Below are 22430 nucleotides of genomic sequence, written 5' to 3'. Positions count from 1 at the left end.
AATTTTCGCGAATGTAAGCTATAAAAGAATTATACAAGGTAGAATGTTGGATGAACGGATCATTAAAAACGCACGATCACCGTTACCCTTGCTTTGCGTACTTTTTTTATAAACTTCCAGGAAGGTCCTTGCATGATAAGCCGGATGGCTTCATCGTCACATGCTTTTGAGAGTGATTGTTCAATTTTAAATTCGGATAAAGTCCCTTTCTTATTTACTTCAAAGGAAACAATAACCTGGCCGATAGAACCATTGCCGCTAGGCGCTATTTTTTTATTTTTTTCGAGGTATTGACCGAAAGCAATCCAGCCACCTACAGGTTCTGCATCGTATACAATGTTGTTAGGCAATTTGTTTACAGTAGCAGATCTATATCTGCCATTATAGGCTATATTATCATTTGTAGCGTACGTAGCATTGGCGGGTTGTAATTGCAACTGGTTCATGTTGGCATTGTTTTCCAATGTGAAACTCTGAGTGCCATAACCTAATACATTAACTGCTACGTCTACCACCGAATCGGAGGCTGGTATTTTAAAGAGACCTGATTTGTCAGTTATGAAATTATTGTTGTTTTTGGGGATCTGCACATACGCATTGGCAATAGGGTTATTATTTTGATCGGTTACTTTACCTTTTATAACACCGGTGAGGTTTTTGTCAACACCTGTTGTTTTTTTAGGGCTATTGCCTTTTCCGATCGTGATCAGTTCTGTTTCCCGCTCTTTATTTGCGTTATTATAGGCCGATTCTTTTTGCGCTCTTTTATATTCTGGAGCCGCTGCAGCTGCTACTGGTGGTGCTACAATTTCCTGTTTGGCAACGGCTTCGTCATTCGCTTCTTTAACTGCTCCCCAATAAGCCTTGTTTTCCAGCGTAATTGTATCTGTTTTTGAGCGCAAACGGAAGGTTTCTTTCCGGGCAGGGGCGGTAGTTGGAATTTCGGCTGCCTTTTTGTTTGCTACAACTCCCTCATTTGCCTGTTGATCGCGGTAAACGCGCGGGGTTGGGGCTACGGTCTTACCCCTTTCAATACTTTTTGCCGGTGCTGAATCGGTGCTCAGCGCTGTTTCTTTTCCATCTTGTAAAACAGGTGCTGGTTCGGGTTGTTGTGTTTCCTTTGCTTTTGTTTGGGCAACAACCAGAGATGGGCTTTTCTCATCACGTGAATCATTCACCAGGCTGTAGATCCATACACCGGTAATGATCACCAGCACGGCAGCGGCGGCGGCCTGCCAGTACCGGAATGGTTTAAACGCCACTACTTTGGCGGCAGGGGCGGTACGGGTTTGAAATTGTTGTTGTAATTGTTGCAGCTGACCGGTAACCAGGTTTTCATCGTGTTCTTCAAAGGCCTGTTGCATACCTTCCATGGCATCAGCCAGGAACGGATCATCCAGCGCCGCTTTTTCCATCGCGTGCATTTCCCGGGCAGATAATTTCCCTTGCACATATCGCTGGATATCTGCTGCCGTGTAATGGATGATATGGTCCTTATGATCGCTCATCGCTGTCAGTTGCGTGCTATTGCTTCTTCATTTTTCATTCCCTTTTCCATACATATTTTCAAATTGCGCCGGCCATTCTGGATAAAGCTGCGAACTTTATTCCATTCAATACCGGTTTCTGCCGCAATTTCTTTATAGCATTTATTTTGCAGGTAGAACAACTCTACCGACTTCTTTTGCTCTATTGATAAGGTTTCCAAACAACGTTCCAGCTTTTGCAGGTTTTCCTCTTTCAGCTGTATGCCATTCAGATGCATTTCTTCTTCCAATTGCATACTGTCGGCATTAAATTCTGTTGTTTTCAGGTTTTTGGGAGTACGTAACTGCATGAGGCAGTGATTTTTAGCCAGGGTATACAGCCAGCTTTTAAAATTGTCTACCTCATGTTTGGGCAATTTGACCACCAGTTCCTCAAAGACCTGCATAACTGCATCTTTGGCCGACTCAGGCTGTTTCAGGTACTTCAGGCAAACTCCATAGAGCAGGTCCATATACCGTTGAAACAGAATAGCCAACACGTCCATGTTCCGCGATGTGCGAAACAGGGCGACCAGCTCTTTATCTGGTAACTCATTGGTTGGTATGTTCTTTATAAATGCCACAGCCGGCTAAAATTAACAAAAGAAACAGTAAGTCGTGTATGTATTTAATAAGACGGTCATATGAGTCATTGGTTGCAATTTTTTGGGGAACCCGTATGTAATTTTTTGAGCGGCTACATCTTCCTGATAAATACTTGCTATATGCCCAGATCTTTACGTCTTACTGTACCCGATCCCTGCCATGAGAACTGGCAAAAAATGACACCCCAGGAACAAGGCCGTTTTTGCGGTTCCTGCCAAAAAGTGGTGGTGGATTTTAGTGTAATGACTGATAAAGAAATGCTGGATTATTTTTCAAAAGCCAGTCAGCAGGTGTGTGGCCGTTTCTCAAACGACCAGTTGAATAAGGAATTGACTTTACCTTCCACCCGGAAACGGTTTACCTGGGCTTATGCATGGAGTGTACTACTGGCTTCGTTGATCGTTACCAAATCAAATGCGCAAGGCAAGCCAAAGGTCAGAAAAGTAGATTTACAAACCCATAAAGTAGATGTTAGAAACATAAATTTAAGTTCCATCGCGGGATCAACTTTGATGGGCTTTACTGTATCCCAATCCCAATCGGATCCAATGGAAGCCGCTATGAAAGGAGTGGTACTGGATGCCCAAAATAAACAACCGGTAATAGGGGGCAGTATTACTATTAAAGGAACGAAGAATGGAACCATGGCAGATACGTCGGGTCACTTCTCTTTGCAGATTGGCTTGAAGGACTCCCTTGAATTTAGTGCCATTGGTTATGAAACGCAAACGCTCGTAATAGATAGAACCACCAACTGGGGGCCTGTAAAAGTATTTTTAAAGCCTTCTTTTGCTGCTTTGCAGGAAGTAACTGTTGTTGCATCTGGAACCATAATGGGTAAAATGATGCAAACGGGAAGCGTTACCAAATGCGTGGCATCAACCAGGTTGGAAAAAATACAACGGGTTATCAATGACTGGACGCCCGCAGCAATAAAGAAAGATATTAAGATCTACCCAAACCCGGTGATGCGGGGCAATAGTATTCAGGTAAAACTTAATTTGCCACAAACGGGTGAGTATAGACTTGAATTACTGAACACTGTTGGACAAATAATGCTGATTCAGCCCTTATTTATGCAAACAAAGGAGCAGCAGATAGATTTATATACACAGACAAAATGGAGCGCTGGTGCTTACTGGGTCCGCATTTCATCACCCAAATCAAAAAATGTTTTTGAGGCGAAGGTTTTGTTGCAATGATCCGGATTTCTTTTATGGAATTATAAACTGATTCACATCTAATAATAAACGGTGCCTTATGTCAAAAGCTATACAAATTCGAATACCCGAACCCTGTCAGGAGAACTGGCAAAACATGACCCCACAGGAGCAGGGCCGTTTTTGCGGATCGTGTCAGAAAACGGTAGTTGATTTTACCTTAATGACCGATAAAGAGATCCTTGCCTATTTTTCTAAAGCAGCAGAGCATACCTGTGGCCGTTTTTCAAGCGATCAGCTGAATAAGGACCTGAAGCCAACAGTGATCAAAAAGCGTTTGTCCTGGGCATATGCCTGGAACATTATCCTGACCACTTTCCTGATCACGGAGGCAAATGCCCAGGTTAAACCGGTGAAGAAGAAAAGTCCGGTAGTACAATTGCCTGAGCAATTACCAATAACAATGGGCACATATGAAGAAGTAATAGTGGCAAAAGAGTTAAAAGGGAATGTTATTGACAGTACCACCAATCAACCACTTTCTGGCGTCAGCATACTTATAAAGGGCACCTCAAAAGGAACGATTTCTGATTCGTTGGGAAATTTCACGATAATAATAAATAATGATGATCCACATGAATTAACGGTCAGTTATGTTGGTTATAATACGCAAATACTGCATATAGATAGCAATACCAACTGGGAAGGAGTAAAATTAACTTTATCACAAATCATATTAGATGATATTGTTGTGGGAGGGGCTGTTGTTGCCCATAAGGTTCCTAAAAAGAAATTTATCAACGACTGGATACCTGCTGTCTTTAAAAAAGATATCAGAATATACCCAAATCCCGTTGAAAAGGGTGATGATATCCGGGCAAGTCTTTCCTTAAAACAAGCTGGTGAGTATAAACTGGAATTGTTGAATGTGCAGGGCGAAGTAATGACCATGCAGAAACTGGTAATGGCTACAAAAGAACAGGCGGTAAATGTACCAACACAAAGTAGTTGGGCTCCGGGGATCTATTGGGTACGTATTTCAGCGCCAGGTGTAAAAAATGTATATCAGTGTAAGGTGTCTATACAGTAATATTTTTTTTACAGGGTTTTCTCAGGTTCCAATGAGTAGTGATTGTTTTCTATTTCATGGTTCTATACCGGCTGTAAGGCCGGTATTTTTGCTACATAAAAAAGCCATCCTAACTTAGTCGGGATGGCTCAATATCTTTGTGAAGCAATTGCGTTTACAAGTCTTTTAAGAAACTGAGATCCATTTGGGCTAACATTCTGTTTGATTCCTCAATTTTTTGGGGAAGTTTTCTTACTCGAGAAGGTTCATCACTCACTGTTAGATTAATCCCCAATGAGGCAGCGTATTTAATTATCCGCAACTTTTCAAGCTCTGTGTCCATGGCTTCTGTTATTCTCATACTTCAAGAATTTGTCTTGGTATTTAAACTAGATTTCCCCCTGAACATAAAAGCCATCCTAACTATGTCGGGATGGCTGAAGTATCTTTGTGTTGCAATTACCTTTTTAAAGCTAAGATTCGTTTGGTTTAACATTGTGTGCGACGTTTCTGTATTTTTCCGGAACAGGTCTTTTTACAGCAGGTCTGTCTAGCACAGTTAATTTAATTCCCAAAGATGCCGCATATTTAATTATCCGCAACTTTTCAAGCTCTTTGTCCATGGCTTCTGTTATTCTCATACATCAAGATTTTGTATTGTTTTTTAAAACTTGATTTTCCCCCTGAACATAGAAGCCATCCTAACTTAGTCGGGATGGCTTAAGTATCTTTGTGAAGTAATTGCGTTTACCTGTTTTTTAAAAAGCTAAGATCCGTTTGGGCTAACAATCTGTTTGCTTCCTTTGTTTTTTCGGATTGTATTTGCAGAGAAGGCCTGTCGAGTACGGTTAATGTAATTCCCCTGGCTGCGGCCAATTTAATAATCCGCTTTTTTTCCATTGCTGCTTTCTGGGCTTCTGTTTTCTTCATACAACAAAATTTTGTATTGTTTTTTAAAGTTACGTTTTTTTCGCTGAACATAAAAGCCAAAGTAATTTATTCCTTTTTGAAACGTGCCCTCTTTGTAGGTACTCCTTTCCGTGAGTGCACCAATTATTTCAAACTCAGTACTTAATTCTTCCAGGTTTAGTGTGATCGCCATGCGGTACAATCTTGTCCTTGCAGGAGTGCTTCCACTAATGAAAACCCATTTACCAGGATACTGATCAAAAAATACTTTTAAGGCTTCTACAACGGTTGCCAATATCTTATCCCTGTCCTTGTTATTATCCCTTGCCAAATCATCTATACTTCTGTCCGCATTTTTATTTCCTAATTCCAGATTCAAGATGGCTTCATCATCCATATAAGTAAATCGAATTATTTTGAGAATATCGCCTTTGGGACCAATACTCATAAATTCATACTCGAGAAAGTCACTTGAAACAAGCAACTCTTGATACCTCTCATACTTCATATGGCTATAAATATTTCTGAACTGTTAAATTAAAGAATACTTTAATTATAACTATCATAAGTACACTATAAATGTTTTTGAGTATACATTTATACTTTGAGGAGTACAACTATTAACCTTATCCCTTAAATGCCGGATGGAATTGTTGTAAAGTGTCGCGCAGGAACTCGCGGTCTAAATGCGTATATATTTCAGTGGTAGTAATGCTTTCATGTCCCAGCATTTCCTGTACCGCACGTAAGTCGGCGCCGCCTTCCACCAAATGCGTGGCAAATGAATGCCGGAAGGTATGGGGAGAAATGTTCTTGGTGATGCCGGCTTTCTTTACCAGGTCTTTCAATAGCAGGAAGATCATTACGCGCGTCAATTTGGCGCCTCTGCGGTTTAGGAACAGGATATCCTCATGCCCCTTTTTTACCGGCATGTGTACGCGGATGTCTTTTTTATAGATCGTAATGTATTTTATCGCCGATTCGCCAATAGGCACCAGGCGTTCCTTATCGCCTTTACCAGTTACGCGAATGAACCCTACATCAAGATACAGGGCCGATAATTTCAGGTTCACCACCTCGCTTACCCGCAAGCCGCTGCTATACATGGTTTCCAGTATGGCCTTGTTTCGGCCGCCTTCGGGTTTGCTCAGGTCTATCTCGGCAATGATGGACTCTATTTCCTCAAAAGTGAGTACATCGGGCAGGGCACGTTTTAGCTTCGGTGTTTCCAGCAGGGTAGTGGGGTCTTTGGTAACGATATTCTCAATCAGACAGTATTTATAGAACGAACGGATGCCTGAGATGATGCGGGCCTGCGATGTAGGCGTCATACCCAGTTCGCTCACCCAGCGGATGAACTGTTGGAGATCTGGCAGGGTAACATTGGCCGGACTTTGTACATTGTGCTGCTCATGCAGGAACTGGGTCAGTTTCTCAATATCGCGCAGATAGGCCTCTACCGAGTTATCGGATAGCGATCTCTCCAGTTGTAAGAATGCCTTGAAGCCTTTTTTATAAGGGTCCCACATAGTATCTGGTTGAAACAATATTGTGTTACCTCAACAACGCTGTTGCCCCGTAACAAAATTTGCTATATTCGTTGCTCAAAAATAACGCATCCCTTTTATGTTGATGAGTCTTCTCAAGATGAAACGTAAAATGCAGGCCAATCGCCCTGCTTTCAGACGGTTCCTGACCAAACTGGAAAAAAATCCACCCAAAAAGCTTGATAACCTGGCTGTGGAAATGGATAAGGCTGTCTGGGGGGAGACCGATTGCCTGGCCTGCGCCAATTGCTGTAAAACGATGACGCCTACCTTCACCACCACTGATATTAAACGCATCTCCGCCCATCTTGACATGACGGAGGAGGCTTTTAAAAAGAAATGGCTTAAAAAAGACCGTGCCGGTGACTGGATAAACACCAAACAACCCTGCCAGTTCCTGAACCTCAAGGATAATAAGTGTTCCATTTATGAAGTGCGGCCAAAAGACTGTTCTGGTTTTCCTCACCATACCCGTCGCCACATGGTCGATTATATGCACGTGTTCAAACAAAACATTGAATATTGTCCGGCTACATTCCGATTGGTTGAAAGGATGATGGAGCGGGTGAATGGGGACGACTCAGCATCCACTCATAAATAAACATCTTCGATAAAAAAGAATTCCGGCGGCTGGTCTTTTAACAATGTAATGGATAGAATATTAAACTGTACCTGCCGCCATTGTGGATTCTTCCGTATATAGGCATTGGCTCCGCGGATCATGTTGTTTATTTTCTGTTTTGTAACGCTTTCTTCAGGATGACCAAAGAGAAGATTGGTTCTGGTTTTTACTTCAATAATGTGTAACACCTGGTCCCGGAAAGCGATCACGTCAATTTCAAACCGGGCATAACGCCAGTTGCGGTCCAAAATGGTAAAGCTCATTTGTTGCAGGTAATCAACAGCCATGTCTTCCCCCTTTTTGCCGGTGTCATGATGCTGATAGCTCATAGCATTTTTGTATAATTGCAAATTACTGAAGTTCTATGTCGAATACTAAAATATACAAACTGGAAGGTAAGGTTCAACATTATACCTGGGGCGGAACCGATTTTATTCCTGCCCTGTTACACCTGACCAATACCGATAAAAAGCCTTTTGCGGAATACTGGATGGGCGCGCATGATAACGTGCCTGCTGAAGTAGTACTGCCTGACGGTAGTAAGCAACCGCTGAATGGGTTTATAAAACAGGATGCGGCCGCTTTACTGGGGTCGAACGTGAACAAGCGTTTTGGTCGTTTGCCCTACCTGTTTAAAGTGCTGGATGTAAAAGATATGTTGTCTATTCAGGTGCATCCTTCCAAAAAGGCAGCTGAATCGGCCTTTGCCGCCGAAAACATGAAAGGCACACCGTTGAACGCATCGAACCGCAATTATAAGGACGATAACCATAAGCCTGAGCTGATGCTGGCGTTGAGCGATTTCTGGCTGTTGCATGGTTTTAAAGCGCCTCAGGCCCTGGTGACCATTCTGATGCAAACACCCGAATTGCAGTTCCTGGTGCCGGTTTTTGATGGCAAGAACTATCATGCCTTGTATGAACTGGTGATGACCATGGACCAGCATGAAGTGGAGGAGCATTTGCAACCCTTGCTCGATCGCATTGTTCCTTTGTACGAAAAAGGGTTTTTAAACAGAAGCGAGGAAGATTTCTGGGCAGCCCGGGCAGCCAAAACATTTTGCGATGCCAATAAAATTGACCGTGGTATTTTCTCCATCTACCTGTTTAACCTGGTGAACCTGAAACCGGGTGAAGCCATTTTTCAGGATGCCGGTATACCGCATGCCTACCTGGAAGGACAAAATATGGAGATCATGGCCAATTCTGACAACGTATTACGGGGTGGTCTAACCAATAAATACATCGATGTGCCGGAGCTGATGCACCACACAAAGTTTGAACCGGTAATTCCCGATATTTTAAAGGGTACTACCGGGTCAGTTACGGGAGAAACGGTATTTCCTACACCTGCAGCCGATTTTGAACTCCGCAGGCTGGAATTAAAGGCCGGAACCCCTGTTGCGCTTACGGCCGCTACAGCCGAGATCTATTTTGTGTACGAAGGGGCTGTAAAAGCTTCAGCGGACGCCCATGAGATCAACCTGGAAAAAGGGGCCGCATTGTTTACGACTGCCGGTGCTTCTTTTACCTTTCAGCCAGCACAGAATGCGTTGATTTTCAGGGCAACAGTGCCTCAATAGTGCTTTTAGGCTGATGAAGCTCATTATGATTTGTGTAACTTTTGAATTAACTTTGCATACATTTTTATAGATATGAAAATCAATAAATCAGATATCTGGGTACTGGTAATAATGGTGGTAGTGGCTGCCCTGTACCGGGTTATCCCCAGCCGTCCGTTTGGCTTTGCCCCGCAATTGGCTTTGGCATTTTTCAGCGGTGCTATCTTAAGAGATAGAAAAGTAATGGCTTTTGTGTTGCCGCTTTTATCCCTGTTTATCTCCGATTTATTATACCAGGGGCTGCATGCCGCCGGACTTTCCTCCATCTGGGGTTTTTATCCCGGTATGTGGATCGACTACCTGGCTTATGCTTCAGTGACCGTTTTTGGGTTCTTCCTGAGAAAGATCACCGTAGTAAATGTGTTACTGACCGCACTGGCTGCACCCACTTATTTCTTCCTGTTAAGTAATTTCTTAACCTGGACCGGTTTGAACGGCTACGATATGTATCCAAAAACCTTCGCGGGTTTAATGACCGCTTATGCTGCCGGGTTACCATTTTATCCATACAGTGTTTTAAGTACGGTTTTGTTCAGCGGCGTACTGTTTGGCAGCTGGTACTTTATCAACCACCGTTCGGTTAAACCTGTAGTTGCTGCACACTAAACATTTAGCAGAAATATTGACTAAGCCCCGACGGTACCGTCGGGGCTTTTTTATGGCTGGTAATGAACCGATCTCTGTTTAGATTTCGCCTAACCTCACAGGGACCTGACAGGGACATAACAGGGACCTCACAAGGACCTCACAAGGACCTCACAAGGACCTCACAAGGACCTGGAAGGGACTTTCTCCCTGTTAGGTCCCTGTGATATCCCCGCTTTGTCCTGTCCTATGGCTTTAAAAGGTCACTGGAATGCCACTCGAATGCCACCAAAATGCCATAGGCTATGGCATTCTTATGGCATTCCTATGGGATTCTTATGGCATTCTGAGGCTGGAAATGGCTATCTGGAGTGAATCTGGAGAGAATCTGACTAGAAGAACTTTCGGTGCAGTTGTACAGCATAAAAGGTCTTTTAGAGGCACTTAGATGTTTAGTAAGGAGAGTATTTCTGCTTTTGAAATACCATTCAGGTAGGAGGTGGCTGTTTTAATAAGCTTATCCGACAGCTCCTTTTTGGTGTTTTGCAGTTTTACAATTTTTTCTTCGATGGTGCCGGGCGTTATTAAGCGTACGGCCACCACGTTCTTTTTTTGACCAATGCGGTAGCTGCGGTCAATAGCCTGGTTTTCAACCGCCGGGTTCCACCAGGGATCTACGATATAAACATAATCAGCCGCCGTTAAGTTTAACCCGGTCCCACCGGCTTTTAAACTGATCAGAAAGACACGGATGCCTGCCTCGTTTTGAAAATTATGTACGGCGGTTTCCCGGTTCTTTGTTTTGCCGGTCAGTAATTCAAATGGAATATTCCTGGCTTCCAGTTCCTTTTGTATGAGGTGGAGCATGCCCACGAACTGGGAAAAAATAAGGATCTTATGTTGAGGCGATTTGCTTTCAATCTGCTCCAGCAACATTTCTATTTTGGCAGAACCATCGCCCTGCAGTTTTTCATCTTTCAATAATTGGGGCGAATTACAGATCTGTCTTAACCGGGTTAGTCCGCGCAGCACATGCATGGAGTTTTTAGAAATTTCCTCATTGGTTATATCGGTTAAAAAGTCGCGCAGTTCTTTTTCACAGTCATCATACACTTTGCGTTGTTCTTCACCCATAGGGCAATAACAGATCATTTCCGTTTTATCGGGCAGTTCGGTTGCCACTTCTGCTTTGGTCCTTCTTAAGATAAAAGGGGCTATTTTTTTTTGTAATTCTATCGACCGGCGTTTTACTTTAAAGGTATCGATGGGAGTTGAATAAATATGTTTAAAGTGTTGCTTGCTCCCTAACAACCCCGGACAGGCGAATGACAACTGGGCGTACAGATCGAAGGTATTGTTTTCTACAGGTGTACCGGTAATGGCAATTTTATTTCTCGATCTCAATAACCGGGCAGCCTGGTACCGTTGCGATTCAATGTTTTTGATGTTTTGCGACTCGTCGAGAAAAACGTAATTGAACGTATAATGCTGTAAAAAAGTAATGTCTGAGATCAGCGTTCCGTACGACGTTAAAATAATTTCATAGTTATCAAACGAGCTGGTGTTCTTCTGTCTGTCCGCGTTATATAAAGTTAATATTTTTATAGAAGGGGCAAACTTTTGTACTTCTTCCTGCCAGTTGAACAGGAGAGAGGTTGGCACTACCAGTAGATTGGTATTTTGAGTTGTTTTGTTTCTTTGTAATAAAATAAAAGCGATGATCTGGATAGATTTACCCAAACCCATATCATCGGCAAGAATACCGCCAAAATTGTAATCGTCAATAAAGTTCAGCCAGTTTAAACCCTGGTGCTGGTAATGGCGTAATGAACCATGAAATTCATCTGGAACTTCCACTTCCTGTATGGTAGTGTTAGTCGCTATTTTTTCTGTGTATAAAGAAAGCTCTCTTTTTACCGATGTATCGAGCATTTGTTCTTCATAGAGCTTTTTTACTTCTGAAAAATTGATCTTGGGCGTAATGAGGTTGTTGTCGATGATTTCACCAGAAGTAAAATAATCGGCCAGCTTTTCAATCCATTGTTCTGGCAGAATGCCTAAGGTGCCATCGCCTAATTGTACATATTTATTTTTATTACGCACCGCATGTTGTAACCGGCTAAGCGAGGCCTGCTGGTTGCCAAAACCTACTTTAATATCTGTAGAGAACCAGTTCAGTCCGCTGGTTACCTTAATGGAAACTTTTGCGCGGTGGCTGTTTAACCGGTTTCCTTTTAGCTTATTAAATCCATAAATAGTAATGCCTTCCTTTTCCCATACTTCAAAAGCAGTAAAGAACCATTCTTCCGCTAAAAAACGGCTTTTATGCAGGTAAAAATGTCGAAGGTCATTATCAAGCTGTTCAAAAAAATCGGGATGTTGTTTTATCAGCAAGGCAATGAACCCCGTTTCCGCCGGTTCATTCCGGTACATGGTTTGTATTTTCCCTTCCTCATCGGTTATATATAACTGCCTTTTCGTTCGAACGGGAATTTCTATGTTGCCGTATTTCATTACCGGGTCAATTATTACGTAATTGCCCAGTTCGCTTAAGTAAATAACTTTCTCCAACCCTTCGCCGATCCCAGGTTGTATTACCTGTTCTGCCATAGGAGAAAGGCTGTCGGGGTATACGATGGTCAGGTGGTCGGCCAGTGGGATTATGATATTCTCCTGAAATGATTTGAATTTAGATTCATGAATGCGAATAAGGCCATTGGTGCGGGCAAAGAACCGCACCACATTTACCAAATGAAAATTGCCAATTACATAAAACGCATCGCCTGTGTGAAAGAAGTAATCGTATTTGATGCGCAGCTCGTTCCAGTTATATTCTTTTCCATCAATGGTTGCCTGCAGGGTCATTTCGTAAAAAGGTTCGGCCCATTGCACCCATAAGGAAAGGTCCTGTACTGGCGCTCCCATGGTTACCGGTTGAATGGAACCGGCAACAATATTCTCTGAAAATTCGGGATTGTGGTAAAAGAAATCCAGCTGTAACGGATTCTTTATGATCGATTTTAATGCATCGAGATCGCTGGCTGTTCTGGCTGCAGTTGGGTTATTTTGAAAACGGGCAATGGCAGAAAAGAATTTGATCTCAGTGACATTGTTTGTTTTCAAAGTAAGATCAAGCGGATTGATAAGCGTTAAAGGGTTTTTAATTTTCCCTGCTTGTGTTGTTTCCGCCTGATACAGTTCAATGCATAATTGTTTATGGAATTTATATTGTTTTAAAACTATAAACAGTTTGGCGTTGCCCGGATCAGTAACGCTTACCGGTATTGATGGTTCGTCTTTCGGCAGCAATTGCTGAAAGTCGCTCATAAATTCTGATGTGACCATAGGATCTGTCTTTTACGGCAATCGGCAATCGGCAGTCGGCAATCGGCAATCGGCAATATTGGCCTCGCGAAATTCAAGCCTTCCTTAATCGTGAAACGTGAAACGTCAAACGTGAAAAACAGCCGCAAGCTGCAAGCAATACACCTCTTCGCGGCATCCCCTTATCAACTCCATCAACCCTATCAACCTCGCAAGGCGGGGCAGGCTCTTCAACTTTACTTCATCCTTGTCAACCTGTTAACGTGTCAACGTGTTAACTGGTCAACTCACCACTCACCCTTCATAACCAACATCGTCCAACAAATTACTGCCATCTGCGGCTGCGGTAGCTAATTGATCGCAGCGGTTATTAAATGGGTTATCGGCATGCCCTTTCACCCATACAAACCTGAGCTGTTGTTTCTGCATTAATTTATAAAAGCGGGTCCACAGGTCTCTATTCTTTTTACCCCCTTTGAAATCTGTAGCGATCCAGTTTTTCAACCAGCCTTCCATAACAGCTTTTACTACATACTGGCTGTCGGAGTAAATGGTAATATGCAGACCCTCGCGGTTCAAGGCTTCTAAGGCAACGATCACGGCCATTAACTCCATGCGGTTATTGGTAGTGCGTCGATAACCGCCAGAAAGTTCTTTGCGGCTATTTCCCCACTGCAGGATAGCCCCATACCCACCCGGGCCGGGGTTTCCACGAGATGCACCATCAGTATATATGACCAGTTCTTTATTCGTAGTAGTTGCCAAAATGAATACAAATTATTATTTGAGGCGGCAAGATACTATACCTGAATGACACCCGTATTAAAAGGTGGGATCTCAGGATTGTGATTGACTGCAGCCAGGCTTTCAGAAATTATTTGCCGGGTTTGGGCCGGGTCTATAATGGCATCAACCCATAAGCGGGCTGCTGCATAATAGGGGGTCGTTTGTTTTTCGTATTTGCCTTTTATATCGGTTAACAGCTTTTGTTCTTCTTCGGGCGATACTTCGCTGCCTTTGGCCTTCATAGCGCTTACCTGTATCTGTAACAGCGTTTTGGCAGCCTGTTCGCCACCCATTACGGCAATCTTAGCATTTGGCCAGGCATAAATAAAACGTGGGTCATAGGCTTTTCCGCACATGGCATAATTACCGGCGCCATAGGAGTTTCCTACAATAACGGTGATCTTGGGTACTACTGAATTGGCTACGGCATTCACCAACTTAGCGCCATCTTTTATAATACCGGAATGTTCACTGCGCGAACCCACCATAAAACCGGTAACATCCTGCAGGAAGAGCAGCGGTATTTTCTTTTGATTACAGTTCATAATAAAGCGGGCTGCTTTATCGGCGCTGTCATTATATATAACACCGCCCATTTGCATCTCCCCTTTGGCGCTTTTTACTATGGTGCGCTGGTTGGCTACAATGCCCACGGCCCAGCCATCGATACGGGCATAGCCACACAAAATGGTTTTGCCATAATCCTGTTTAAACTGTTCAAATACCGAGTCGTCGGTTATTTGTTCAATGATCTGAAGCATATCGTAGGGGCGGGTAGAGTCAGCCGGAATAATGCCATAGATGTCCTCCGCATTCTTTTTGGGCGGTTTAGGTTTACTACGGTCAAAGCCGGCCTGAGGTGTATGCCCCAGTTTCGACATGATCCTTTTCACCTGATCCAGGCATTCTTCTTCTGTTTTGAATTTATAGTCGGCAATACCGCTGATGGCATTATGGGTTTCCGCCCCGCCCAGGGTTTCGGCATCGATGTTCTCGCCAATGGCGGCTTTTACGAGGTAGGGTCCGGCCAGAAAAATGGAACCATTGCCTTCCACCATCAGTGTTTCATCGCTCATGATAGGTAGGTATGCGCCACCTGCCACACAGGCGCCCATAACGGCAGCAATTTGCGTTATGCCCATGGCGCTCATGCGGGCATTATTTCTAAAGATCCTGCCAAAATGTTCTTTATCGGGGAATATTTCATCCTGCATGGGTAAGAACACACCGGCACTGTCGACCAGGTAAATTACCGGCAGGTGGTTTTCCATGGCAATCTCCTGCAGGCGCAGGTTCTTTTTGCCGGTAATGGGAAACCAGGCACCAGCCTTTACGGTTTGATCATTGGCCAGGATGACACATTGCCGTCCGCTAACATAGCCAACACCGGCAACTGTGCCAGCGGCGGGGCAGCCGCCTTGTTCTTCATACATTTCCCAGCCGGCAAAAGCGCCGATCTCAATAAATGTAGTATCCGGGTCGAGCAGGTAATCGATGCGTTCGCGGGCCGTTAATTTGTTTTTTTCTTTCTGTTTGGCAATCGCTTTTTTACCACCACCCAGGGCCACTTGTGCAAAACGTTGTTTCATTTCGCTGAGGGCCCGTTTTATAACGTCCTCGTTGCGGTTAAACTCAAGATTCATGTAGTTATGTAGTTTGTGCTTTTATTTTACTATCGCAAAGGCCATTCCGTCGTATTCTTTTATGCCTACCATTTGAAGAATGGTGGCGCTAACGGCGGTATTTGCGCCCAGCATGGCATTAAAACGCCTGGCGCCTTGTACAGCAGGCTCGGTATTATTTTCATCCAATACTTTTCCATCGCGAATGACATTGTCGGCCACAATGAGTGTACCGGGGCGTGATAACCGAAGCGCCCATTGAAAGTATTCGGTGTAAGGAGGTTTGTCGGCATCGATAAAGATCATATCAAAAGGCCCGGCGCCTTCTTCTACCAGTTGAGGTAATATGTCAATTGCCTTACCGGTCCTGATCTGTACCTGCGAGGCCAGTCCGGCACGGTCAATATTTTTTTGTGCTACAGCGGCATGTTTGGGATCGTATTCAAGGGTAATGAGTTGGCCATCTTTGGGTAAGGCGCGGGCCATCCAAATGGTGCTATATCCGGCCAATGTGCCCAGCTCGAGGATGTTTTTGGCTTTGCACAACAGCGCCAGCAATTGCAGAAACTTGCCTTGATTGGGTGAAATACTGATGGCGGGCATACCTGCTTCCGCCAAGGAATGGGTGGTGGCAATCAATGCGTCGTCTTCATGGCCCACTAAATTGCTTATATATTGGTCTACCGATTCAAAAATTTGATTATTCATTTTTTGTTGCTGGTATTTGTTTTATATAATCTACTACCCCTAACATATTGGTTTGCCGGTTGAAGGTCTTTAGTTTTTCCTGAATGGCCGGATATTCATTGAAGAAGGGCAACAGTTTTTCTTTTGCCTGGTCATACCTTTTTTCCCGCATATTTATATACACCGGAAAGGCGGCGTACTCCGGTTTATTGTCTGTTGTTTTTTCGAAAATAAGGTTGGGATAGGGCTCAAAACAACCCTGCCGGGCATCGTACCCATTATATAAAACATAATACACATTGATCTTTCCGGTATAAATGATCTGGGCAAAGGTGTATTTGAGTTTCGACATCCGGCTTAACATAGGGTAATCTTCACCATATATTTCCAGGTTCGAGAGCATTTTAAAATGCAGGGTGTCGGTGATAAATCCCTGCAGATCGGGGATCTGGAATTTCTCTTCAGGATCATTGTTGTTCAATTTAAACCGGAGTTTTTCAGAGGGGTCAGGGAACCACCTTACCAATCCCTCTTTCTGGGTCGCATCTTTCAGGATTATGGTGCCGTGGACAAAATTTTTGATAAAAGGGTAATCCTGAGCGCGTACAGAGCAGGTTATGAACAAGCAAACAATAATAATTAAACTTTTCATAGTACTATTGTTGTGGTGAATTTAAAGAAAATGTGGTAAATAGCCGGTTCGTAGCGTTGTTAATATTTTATAACTTAAGGGGGAATGGGCGGTCCTGTGGGCTATTATTAGCAAATAAATATTCTATGTGGAGGAAAAAAACTGCCTGGTTAATTTTATTAGTCCTGGCCATTAGTATTAAAATCTTTTCTTTATTTCCTGATGCGGTGGAGCGATATTACGCATCGGGGATCTATCCTGTCATTTCAAGGCTGCAACGTATTTTATTTGGCTGGTTGCCAATTAGTGTGGGCGATATTTTTTACGCACTGATAATTGTATGGTTGATACGGAGGCTCATCAAAACCATCAGGCGAATTGTAAAAAAGCAAACAAATAAGAAGTACTGGCTCCAGGCCCTGGCACAAACGGGTTTTATCGTATTGGTGATATATGTTTCATTTAATTTATTATGGGGGTTGAATTACAATCGCCGCGGGGTGGCCTATCAGTTAGGCTTAAAGGTAGAACGGTATTCGAAAGAAGATCTGGTGCAGGTGATGCAACAGGTGGTGGTACGGTTGAATGCGCTTGATTCGGCATCCCGCGTAAATCGCGAAGCCATGCAGCGCAAACGGAATTTATTTAATGGGGCTACAGCAGCCTACGATCAGCTGGCACTAAAGGAGAAGCATTTCACCTATTCATTCAGTTCGGTGAAACCTTCTTTATACAGTTACCTGGGAAATTATTTGGGGTATACGGGCTATTATAATCCATTCAGCGGGGAAGCCCAGGTGAATACTACCGTGCCTTTGTTTGTACAACCCTTTACTACCTGTCATGAGATCGGCCACCAGTTGGGATATGCCAAAGAGAATGAAGCCAATTTTGCGGGGTATTTGTCTGCCAGCTCATCCAGGGATCCCTTGTTCCGGTACTCTGTATATTTTGACCTGTACAGCTACTCAAGGTATTATTTGTATGCGCAGGATTCGGTTGCAGCCAAACAGCTCGATGCGCAGTTACCACCCGGTGTTAAGGTTGATTACCATGCATTGAGGGATTTTATAAAAAAGTACCGGAATCCCATAGAGGAGATCATTGATCACCTCTATGGCCAATACCTCAAAGCCAATAATCAGCCAGGCGGTAAATTAACTTATAATGAAGTGGTAGCCTGGCTGGTGGCGTACTATAAAAAGTTTGGAAAAGAAGCTATCTAGAACTTATTCTTCCACATCATGCTTTCAACCGGTTTGTCGGGTTGTCCGCTGTATTTGGCGTCCTTCTTTTGGTTGTATTTAACGGCGATCTCACCTTCAACCGGGAAATAGATCAACTGGCCAATGGGCATGCCTTTGTAGACCTTTACAGGTTGTTTTACTGAAATTTCCAGGGTCCAGTTACCGCAAAAACCAACATCACCCTTACCGGCAGTGGCATGGATATCGATCCCCAGACGGCCGGTAGAGGATTTCCCTTCCAGGAATGGCACATGGGCATGGGTTTCGGTATATTCTTCCGTTACGCCCAGGTAAAAAACATGCGGATAAAGTACAAAACCATCATCGGGTATTTCGAAATACTCGATCTCATTGTGTTTTTTGGCATCCAGGATATGCTCCCGGTAGGTAGCCAGGTATTTACCCAGGTGCACATCGTAGGAATTACTACCCAGGCATTCACGATTATAGGGCTCAATGCGGATGCTTCCTTTCTCAATTTCTTCCAGTATGCGTTTATCCGACAAGATCATGTGATGTGATTAGTTTATATTTGATAGTTATTTAACCGACTGTACGCTGCGCTTGAAAATTGGTGCAATGTAAAATCTAAAATGCTACTGTGGCACTGTTTTATCAACATAATATTAACGAAAATACAAAATTGGGCATCTGGCGTATAGAAGAGCCGGAAGCGTTTTACCTGGAAAAAGTACCGTTGAAGAAGGGCGTTTCACATCCATATAAACGGCTGCAACACCTGGCTGGCCGGTTTTTACTGCCCACCCTGTATGCCGATTTTCCCCTGGAGGAAATACTGGTAGCCGATACCCGCAAGCCCTTTCTGGAGAGTGAACAATACCACTTTTCCATTTCGCATGGGGGCAATTTTGCGGCAGCCATCGTCAGCAGCCACAGCCGGGTGGGGGTAGATATTGAGCTGGTTTCTTCCCGAATAGTGGCCATTTCCCATAAATTCCTGCATTTTAATGAAAAAGTGTTCCTGAATGCCTGGACCCACCTTCCCAAAATTCACCTGGAACTGACCACCGTCTTATGGAGCGCCAAGGAGGCGATTTACAAATGGTACGGCCATGGTGAACTCGATTTCAAAAATCATATGCAGTTAAACGGACCCATCACCTTTAAGGCAGATGAAACCATCGTTTGTCCCTTTGTATTTCAAAAACGGGAACCGGTTCAACTGACTGTGGAAGCAAGAATATTTGACCAGTTGGCACTGGCTTGGGTCATGACGGAAGGGTAGGAACTACTTCCTACCTATTCATCAACAAGCAGCGTGTCTGTATCATCAATAAGATCCAGTTGAATATTTTCGCTGCCGGCGATGCCTTCTATGGAACCTTTAATATGAGCTGCATTCAGTAACACCTTTTCCAGTTGCTTTTGTCGCATCTTCCACAGTTTTTCCATGGCCTCCCGTTCTTTCTGGATCGACAGGTTCATAGCCTGGAATCCTTCCCTAATGGCTTTCCACTGCTCGCTGAATTCGTTGCTGGTTAAATAGGCATACAGCATGTTCATTTTATCGCCCTTGTTCTCATGCGTTTTGGCTGCCGTGAAAATTTTCAGAACGCTGTCCCGCAGCACATGCACCAGAGCCAGTACATCGGTAAAGGAGCAGATCCAGATGCCATCGAGCTGGGTGAAGGTAGACACCTGTTCGGGCATGGCCTGGGTTACAATAACGCCAATATCGGCAGCGGTACTGCGCATGTCGGCCTTTAACTTCTCGATCCAGTTCTTATCAAAATGTTTGGTGCGTTTACTCTCAAAGATGATCTTGCCGCATTCCTGGCCATGGCTGTTGCGGATGGTCAGGGTACAGTCGGCCCCACGAATTCCTTTTCCTACCTCGCTTACGACATCGAACGGAAATGCAGATTTCAGCATTTCTTCCAGGATCAATTCCTGTACTTCCCCTTGTAATTGCATGGAACCCTGTTCGGCTTTGCGTCGCATTTCTTCGGCCAGTTTTTTCTGGTCGTCCAGCTGTTTTTCCAGTTCCCGCAACCGTAACTGATATTCGTTTTCGCGGGTAGCTGTTTTTTGTTCTTCCAGTTTGCGCAATTCTTCCGACAGCTTCACCCGTTCTTCCTGCAGTTTTCGTTGTACAGAAAGTTCCAGTTCGGCTTCTTTATTTTTCAGGGCCTGCTCTTTTTGCAGAAATGCTATTTCTTTTTGGCGGGCCTCTACCAATTTGTTTTCCTGGTCTTTATTGGCTTGTTGCAGTAACTGCAATTTGGTTTCGAAGTCGGAGGAAATGGTTTTACGCAAGCTGGTCTCTACAGATTGTTGGACCCGTGTCGTTTCTTCCTGTAGCTTTTTGGCAAATTCTATATCCTTATGTTGGGCTTGTTGAATGAGTTCTTTTTCCCGCTTTGCAAAATCCTCTTCTTTCTGTTTTAGGAAAGTTTGCATCTTTTCTCGCAGCTCTTTTTTAATATCCTCAGAAACAGCGTCTTCAATGGCAAATTTCTGTCCACAACCCGGGCATTTTATTTCTGTAGCCATGTACGAATTTTGCGCAATTTAAGAAAAAGGTGAGTTGTATGGGGGGATCGGCCGGCAGGGGATAAAATATAGTGGCCAAATTAAAATTGTAAGTAGCACACAATCATAAATGTTGCATAGGGAGGGTTATGGCAGCATCAACAAATCATAAATTAGTAAATGTTTACCTTTACCCATTCCTCATATTTTTTTTCATCAATCCAGAATTTTGTTACTTTCGTATACGCCTGCGCCCGAGTTCTCCAAGCAGTGCGCCCCAACCAAGCGAAATTCTGAGATTGCCCATTGTTATTATGTCCCATCAAGATCGATGCAATCAACCTTGTCCTGATATCTGTATTTTAAGTCATTACAATGCCGTACATATGTTTACTAAATGTTCTGGCTTATAATACCACTGGTATAAACTACAAATAATATTTCTTAAAGGTGGCTTTGTTTACTGGTCAGGCAGCTCTAACATGAAGGTTTCTTCCCGATTTTACCAATGGATGTATTCATAAGATGAACATGTAATTGAACGGAAGGCAATAGGTTATATCTAACGGTTAATCATATTTGCAAATTAAACCCTTCGTAGTTTGGCTACCCATAAACAAATTGCTGACCTAATAGGTAAGCACCGTAGTAATACATTAAATGAGCAAGAAAAGCAAGAGCTGGAAGCGTGGTGCGAACTGTGTGATGAGAACCGGAGGATGTTTGAACGTTTAAATAGCCAGGGCTTTGTTGCTGGTATCCTGCTGGAACTATATAACTCAGGTATAACCGCAGAAGGCGGGAAGATCAGATTGATGTTCCCGCATCAAAGAAAGCGGACTTTTATAAGGGCCCTGCAAATGGTGGCCATTATTATGGGCTTGTTGCTTACGGGTGTAACCGTATATTCACTCCTGCACCGAAACCGTGTTAATAAAATCATATCTGTTGATAACCATTCAAATAATGGCTCAGGCGACAGCTTGTTGGCCGATGTGCACCGGGTTGCATTAAAGCTGGCAAATGGGCGTACCGTATACCTCGACAGCAGTAGAAATGGTTATATCGCACTGCAGTACAGATCAGTTATCTATAAGCAGGGCGATGCGGTGCGCTATGAATGGTCAACAGGGAATGCGGAACCGGAACTGGAGTATAATACGGTCACCACACCGCGGACCAGAAAGTTTGTGGTGGAATTGCCCGATGGAAGCAAAGCCTGGTTGAATGCTTCTTCAAGCATCACCTTCCCCACGGCGTTTATTGGTAAGAAACGCATGGTGCAAATTACCGGGGAGGTATATTTTGAAGTGAGCCACGATGAAATGGTGTTGGGATCGGGGTTAGTAAAGAAACCTTTTGTTGTGTATGTTGATCCGTTGCGAGGAACAAAAAGTGCCGGTGCTGCGATTGAAGTATTGGGGACCCATTTTGATGTGAATGCATATGGAGATGAACCGGTTATAAAAACCACGTTGCTGGAGGGAAGGGTAAAAGTGACAAATCAAAGTAGTCAGGCCATTGAGAATGATAAAAAGTTACAAACCCGGGTTGCTATGGCGTCTGTCATTTTATCGCCCGGGCAACAGGCGAGGGTCAACGGGGATGGACAGTTGGAGTTGGAAAAGTATGCAGATATTCAGGAGGTAATGGCCTGGCATAAAGATCTTTTCATATTTAATGATCTTGAAATAAAACTGCTGATGCAACAGCTTGCCCGGCAGTACGATTTTGAGTTAGTTTTTAAAGAACCTGTTTCCGGTCATTATACTTTATCCGTTATAAGGCAAACATCCATTGATCAGGTATTAAACGCGCTTGAGTATGCAGGCGGAGTACATTTCCAGGTTGAGGGACGAACAATTACCGTTTCTCAATAGGAGCCAGTGTAATTAATATGTCTGTTTCGGTTAAAGTTATCTGGAACTGGTAGGGGACCGGTTCTAATTATTTTAATGTGTAATTGATATTAGTCTGAGGGCTAATCACAACGTT

At 43.6% G+C, this 22430-nt stretch carries 22 protein-coding genes; 8 read left to right on the top strand and 14 right to left on the bottom strand.

What is annotated here, in order from left to right; genetic code table 11:
• Nucleotides 1–62 precede the first annotated feature (62 nt).
• On the bottom strand, nt 63–1508 hold the full coding sequence (locus J7I42_RS32380) for an energy transducer TonB (protein ID WP_209144183.1): 1446 nt from the start codon (nt 1506–1508) through the stop codon (nt 63–65).
• A 5-nt stretch (nt 1509–1513) separates the two neighbouring features.
• Entirely contained in the window at nt 1514–2110 is a 597-nt protein-coding gene (locus tag J7I42_RS32375; RefSeq protein WP_209144181.1) for an RNA polymerase sigma factor, read from the bottom strand.
• A gap of 141 nt (nt 2111–2251) precedes the next feature.
• On the opposite strand from J7I42_RS32375, the gene J7I42_RS32370 reads away from it, so the two are divergent.
• Complete coding sequence (locus tag J7I42_RS32370; RefSeq protein WP_209144180.1) at nt 2252–3334, top strand: carboxypeptidase-like regulatory domain-containing protein; 1083 nt, start codon at nt 2252–2254, stop codon at nt 3332–3334.
• 58 nt (nt 3335–3392) lie between these two features.
• A complete protein-coding gene (locus J7I42_RS32365; protein ID WP_209144177.1) occupies nt 3393–4382 on the top strand; it encodes a carboxypeptidase-like regulatory domain-containing protein in 990 nt (329 codons plus the stop codon).
• 154 nt (nt 4383–4536) lie between these two features.
• Here the strand turns inward: J7I42_RS32365 and J7I42_RS32360 are convergent, their stop codons facing one another.
• The 4 genes from J7I42_RS32360 to xerD form a co-directional block, all read right to left on the bottom strand.
• Complete coding sequence (locus tag J7I42_RS32360; RefSeq protein WP_209144175.1) at nt 4537–4722, bottom strand: hypothetical protein; 186 nt, start codon at nt 4720–4722, stop codon at nt 4537–4539.
• A gap of 112 nt (nt 4723–4834) precedes the next feature.
• Nucleotides 4835–5002, bottom strand: a complete 168-nt coding sequence (locus J7I42_RS32355; protein WP_209144173.1) for a hypothetical protein — start codon at nt 5000–5002, stop codon at nt 4835–4837.
• A gap of 236 nt (nt 5003–5238) precedes the next feature.
• A complete protein-coding gene (locus tag J7I42_RS32350; RefSeq protein WP_209144171.1) occupies nt 5239–5778 on the bottom strand; it encodes a DUF6934 family protein in 540 nt (179 codons plus the stop codon).
• Nucleotides 5779–5896: 118 nt separating this feature from the next.
• Entirely contained in the window at nt 5897–6799 is a 903-nt protein-coding gene (gene xerD / locus J7I42_RS32345; RefSeq protein ID WP_209144169.1) for a site-specific tyrosine recombinase XerD, read from the bottom strand.
• Between the two features lie 97 nt (nt 6800–6896).
• Here xerD and J7I42_RS32340 point away from each other — a divergent pair, with 97 nt between their 5' ends.
• A complete protein-coding gene (locus J7I42_RS32340) occupies nt 6897–7418 on the top strand; it encodes a YkgJ family cysteine cluster protein (RefSeq protein WP_209144166.1) in 522 nt (173 codons plus the stop codon).
• Here the strand turns inward: J7I42_RS32340 and J7I42_RS32335 are convergent.
• Nucleotides 7409–7768: a YraN family protein gene (locus J7I42_RS32335; RefSeq protein WP_209144164.1), complete on the bottom strand. Its 360-nt coding sequence runs from the start codon at nt 7766–7768 to the stop codon at nt 7409–7411. The genes J7I42_RS32340 and J7I42_RS32335 overlap by 10 nt on opposite strands.
• Nucleotides 7769–7803: 35 nt before the next feature.
• Between J7I42_RS32335 and manA the strand changes: the two genes are divergently transcribed.
• Both manA and J7I42_RS32325 read left to right on the top strand, forming a co-directional pair.
• Nucleotides 7804–9021, top strand: a complete 1218-nt coding sequence (gene manA / locus J7I42_RS32330; RefSeq protein ID WP_209144163.1) for a mannose-6-phosphate isomerase, class I — start codon at nt 7804–7806, stop codon at nt 9019–9021.
• Nucleotides 9022–9093: 72 nt separating this feature from the next.
• The gene (locus J7I42_RS32325; protein WP_209144161.1) at nt 9094–9666 is read left to right on the top strand and encodes a DUF6580 family putative transport protein; all 573 of its coding nucleotides are present in this window, start codon (nt 9094–9096) and stop codon (nt 9664–9666) included.
• A gap of 423 nt (nt 9667–10089) precedes the next feature.
• Here the strand turns inward: J7I42_RS32325 and J7I42_RS32320 are convergent, their stop codons facing one another.
• From J7I42_RS32320 to J7I42_RS32300, 5 genes are all read right to left on the bottom strand, one after another.
• Nucleotides 10090–12990 carry a DEAD/DEAH box helicase gene (locus tag J7I42_RS32320; protein ID WP_209144159.1) on the bottom strand — a complete coding sequence of 967 codons (2901 nt, stop codon included), beginning with the start codon at nt 12988–12990 and terminating at the stop codon, nt 10090–10092.
• 273 nt (nt 12991–13263) lie between these two features.
• Entirely contained in the window at nt 13264–13734 is a 471-nt protein-coding gene (gene rnhA / locus J7I42_RS32315; protein ID WP_209144156.1) for a ribonuclease HI, read from the bottom strand.
• Nucleotides 13735–13769: 35 nt separating this feature from the next.
• Nucleotides 13770–15398 carry an acyl-CoA carboxylase subunit beta gene (locus J7I42_RS32310; RefSeq protein ID WP_209144154.1) on the bottom strand — a complete coding sequence of 543 codons (1629 nt, stop codon included), beginning with the start codon at nt 15396–15398 and terminating at the stop codon, nt 13770–13772.
• A gap of 21 nt (nt 15399–15419) precedes the next feature.
• Nucleotides 15420–16085, bottom strand: coding sequence for an O-methyltransferase (locus J7I42_RS32305; protein WP_209144152.1), 666 nt, complete (start codon nt 16083–16085; stop codon nt 15420–15422).
• The gene (locus J7I42_RS32300) at nt 16078–16716 is read right to left on the bottom strand and encodes a hypothetical protein (protein ID WP_209144150.1); all 639 of its coding nucleotides are present in this window, start codon (nt 16714–16716) and stop codon (nt 16078–16080) included. The genes J7I42_RS32305 and J7I42_RS32300 overlap by 8 nt, the downstream gene beginning before the upstream one ends.
• 125 nt (nt 16717–16841) lie before the next feature.
• On the opposite strand from J7I42_RS32300, the gene J7I42_RS32295 reads away from it, so the two are divergent.
• The gene (locus J7I42_RS32295) at nt 16842–17921 is read left to right on the top strand and encodes a DUF3810 domain-containing protein (protein ID WP_209144148.1); all 1080 of its coding nucleotides are present in this window, start codon (nt 16842–16844) and stop codon (nt 17919–17921) included.
• Here J7I42_RS32295 and dcd read toward each other — a convergent pair.
• On the bottom strand, nt 17918–18454 hold the full coding sequence (gene dcd, locus J7I42_RS32290) for a dCTP deaminase (protein WP_209144146.1): 537 nt from the start codon (nt 18452–18454) through the stop codon (nt 17918–17920). The two genes, J7I42_RS32295 and dcd, sit on opposite strands and share 4 nt — an antisense overlap.
• A gap of 89 nt (nt 18455–18543) precedes the next feature.
• On the opposite strand from dcd, the gene J7I42_RS32285 reads away from it, so the two are divergent.
• Complete coding sequence (locus J7I42_RS32285) at nt 18544–19188, top strand: 4'-phosphopantetheinyl transferase family protein (protein ID WP_209144144.1); 645 nt, start codon at nt 18544–18546, stop codon at nt 19186–19188.
• 14 nt (nt 19189–19202) lie between these two features.
• Here the strand turns inward: J7I42_RS32285 and J7I42_RS32280 are convergent, their stop codons facing one another.
• Nucleotides 19203–20456, bottom strand: a complete 1254-nt coding sequence (locus J7I42_RS32280) for a DUF2130 domain-containing protein (RefSeq protein WP_209144142.1) — start codon at nt 20454–20456, stop codon at nt 19203–19205.
• 581 nt (nt 20457–21037) lie between these two features.
• Between J7I42_RS32280 and J7I42_RS32275 the strand changes: the two genes are divergently transcribed.
• Nucleotides 21038–22315: a FecR family protein gene (locus tag J7I42_RS32275; RefSeq protein WP_209144140.1), complete on the top strand. Its 1278-nt coding sequence runs from the start codon at nt 21038–21040 to the stop codon at nt 22313–22315.
• Nucleotides 22316–22430: the final 115 nt, after the last annotated feature.

Origin of the sequence: Niastella soli (assembly GCF_017742245.1) — a bacterium.
Lineage (GTDB): Bacteria > Bacteroidota > Bacteroidia > Chitinophagales > Chitinophagaceae > Niastella > Niastella soli.
Note: the sequence above shows the minus strand (reverse complement) of the source record. Positions and strands in the feature narration are given on the sequence as shown.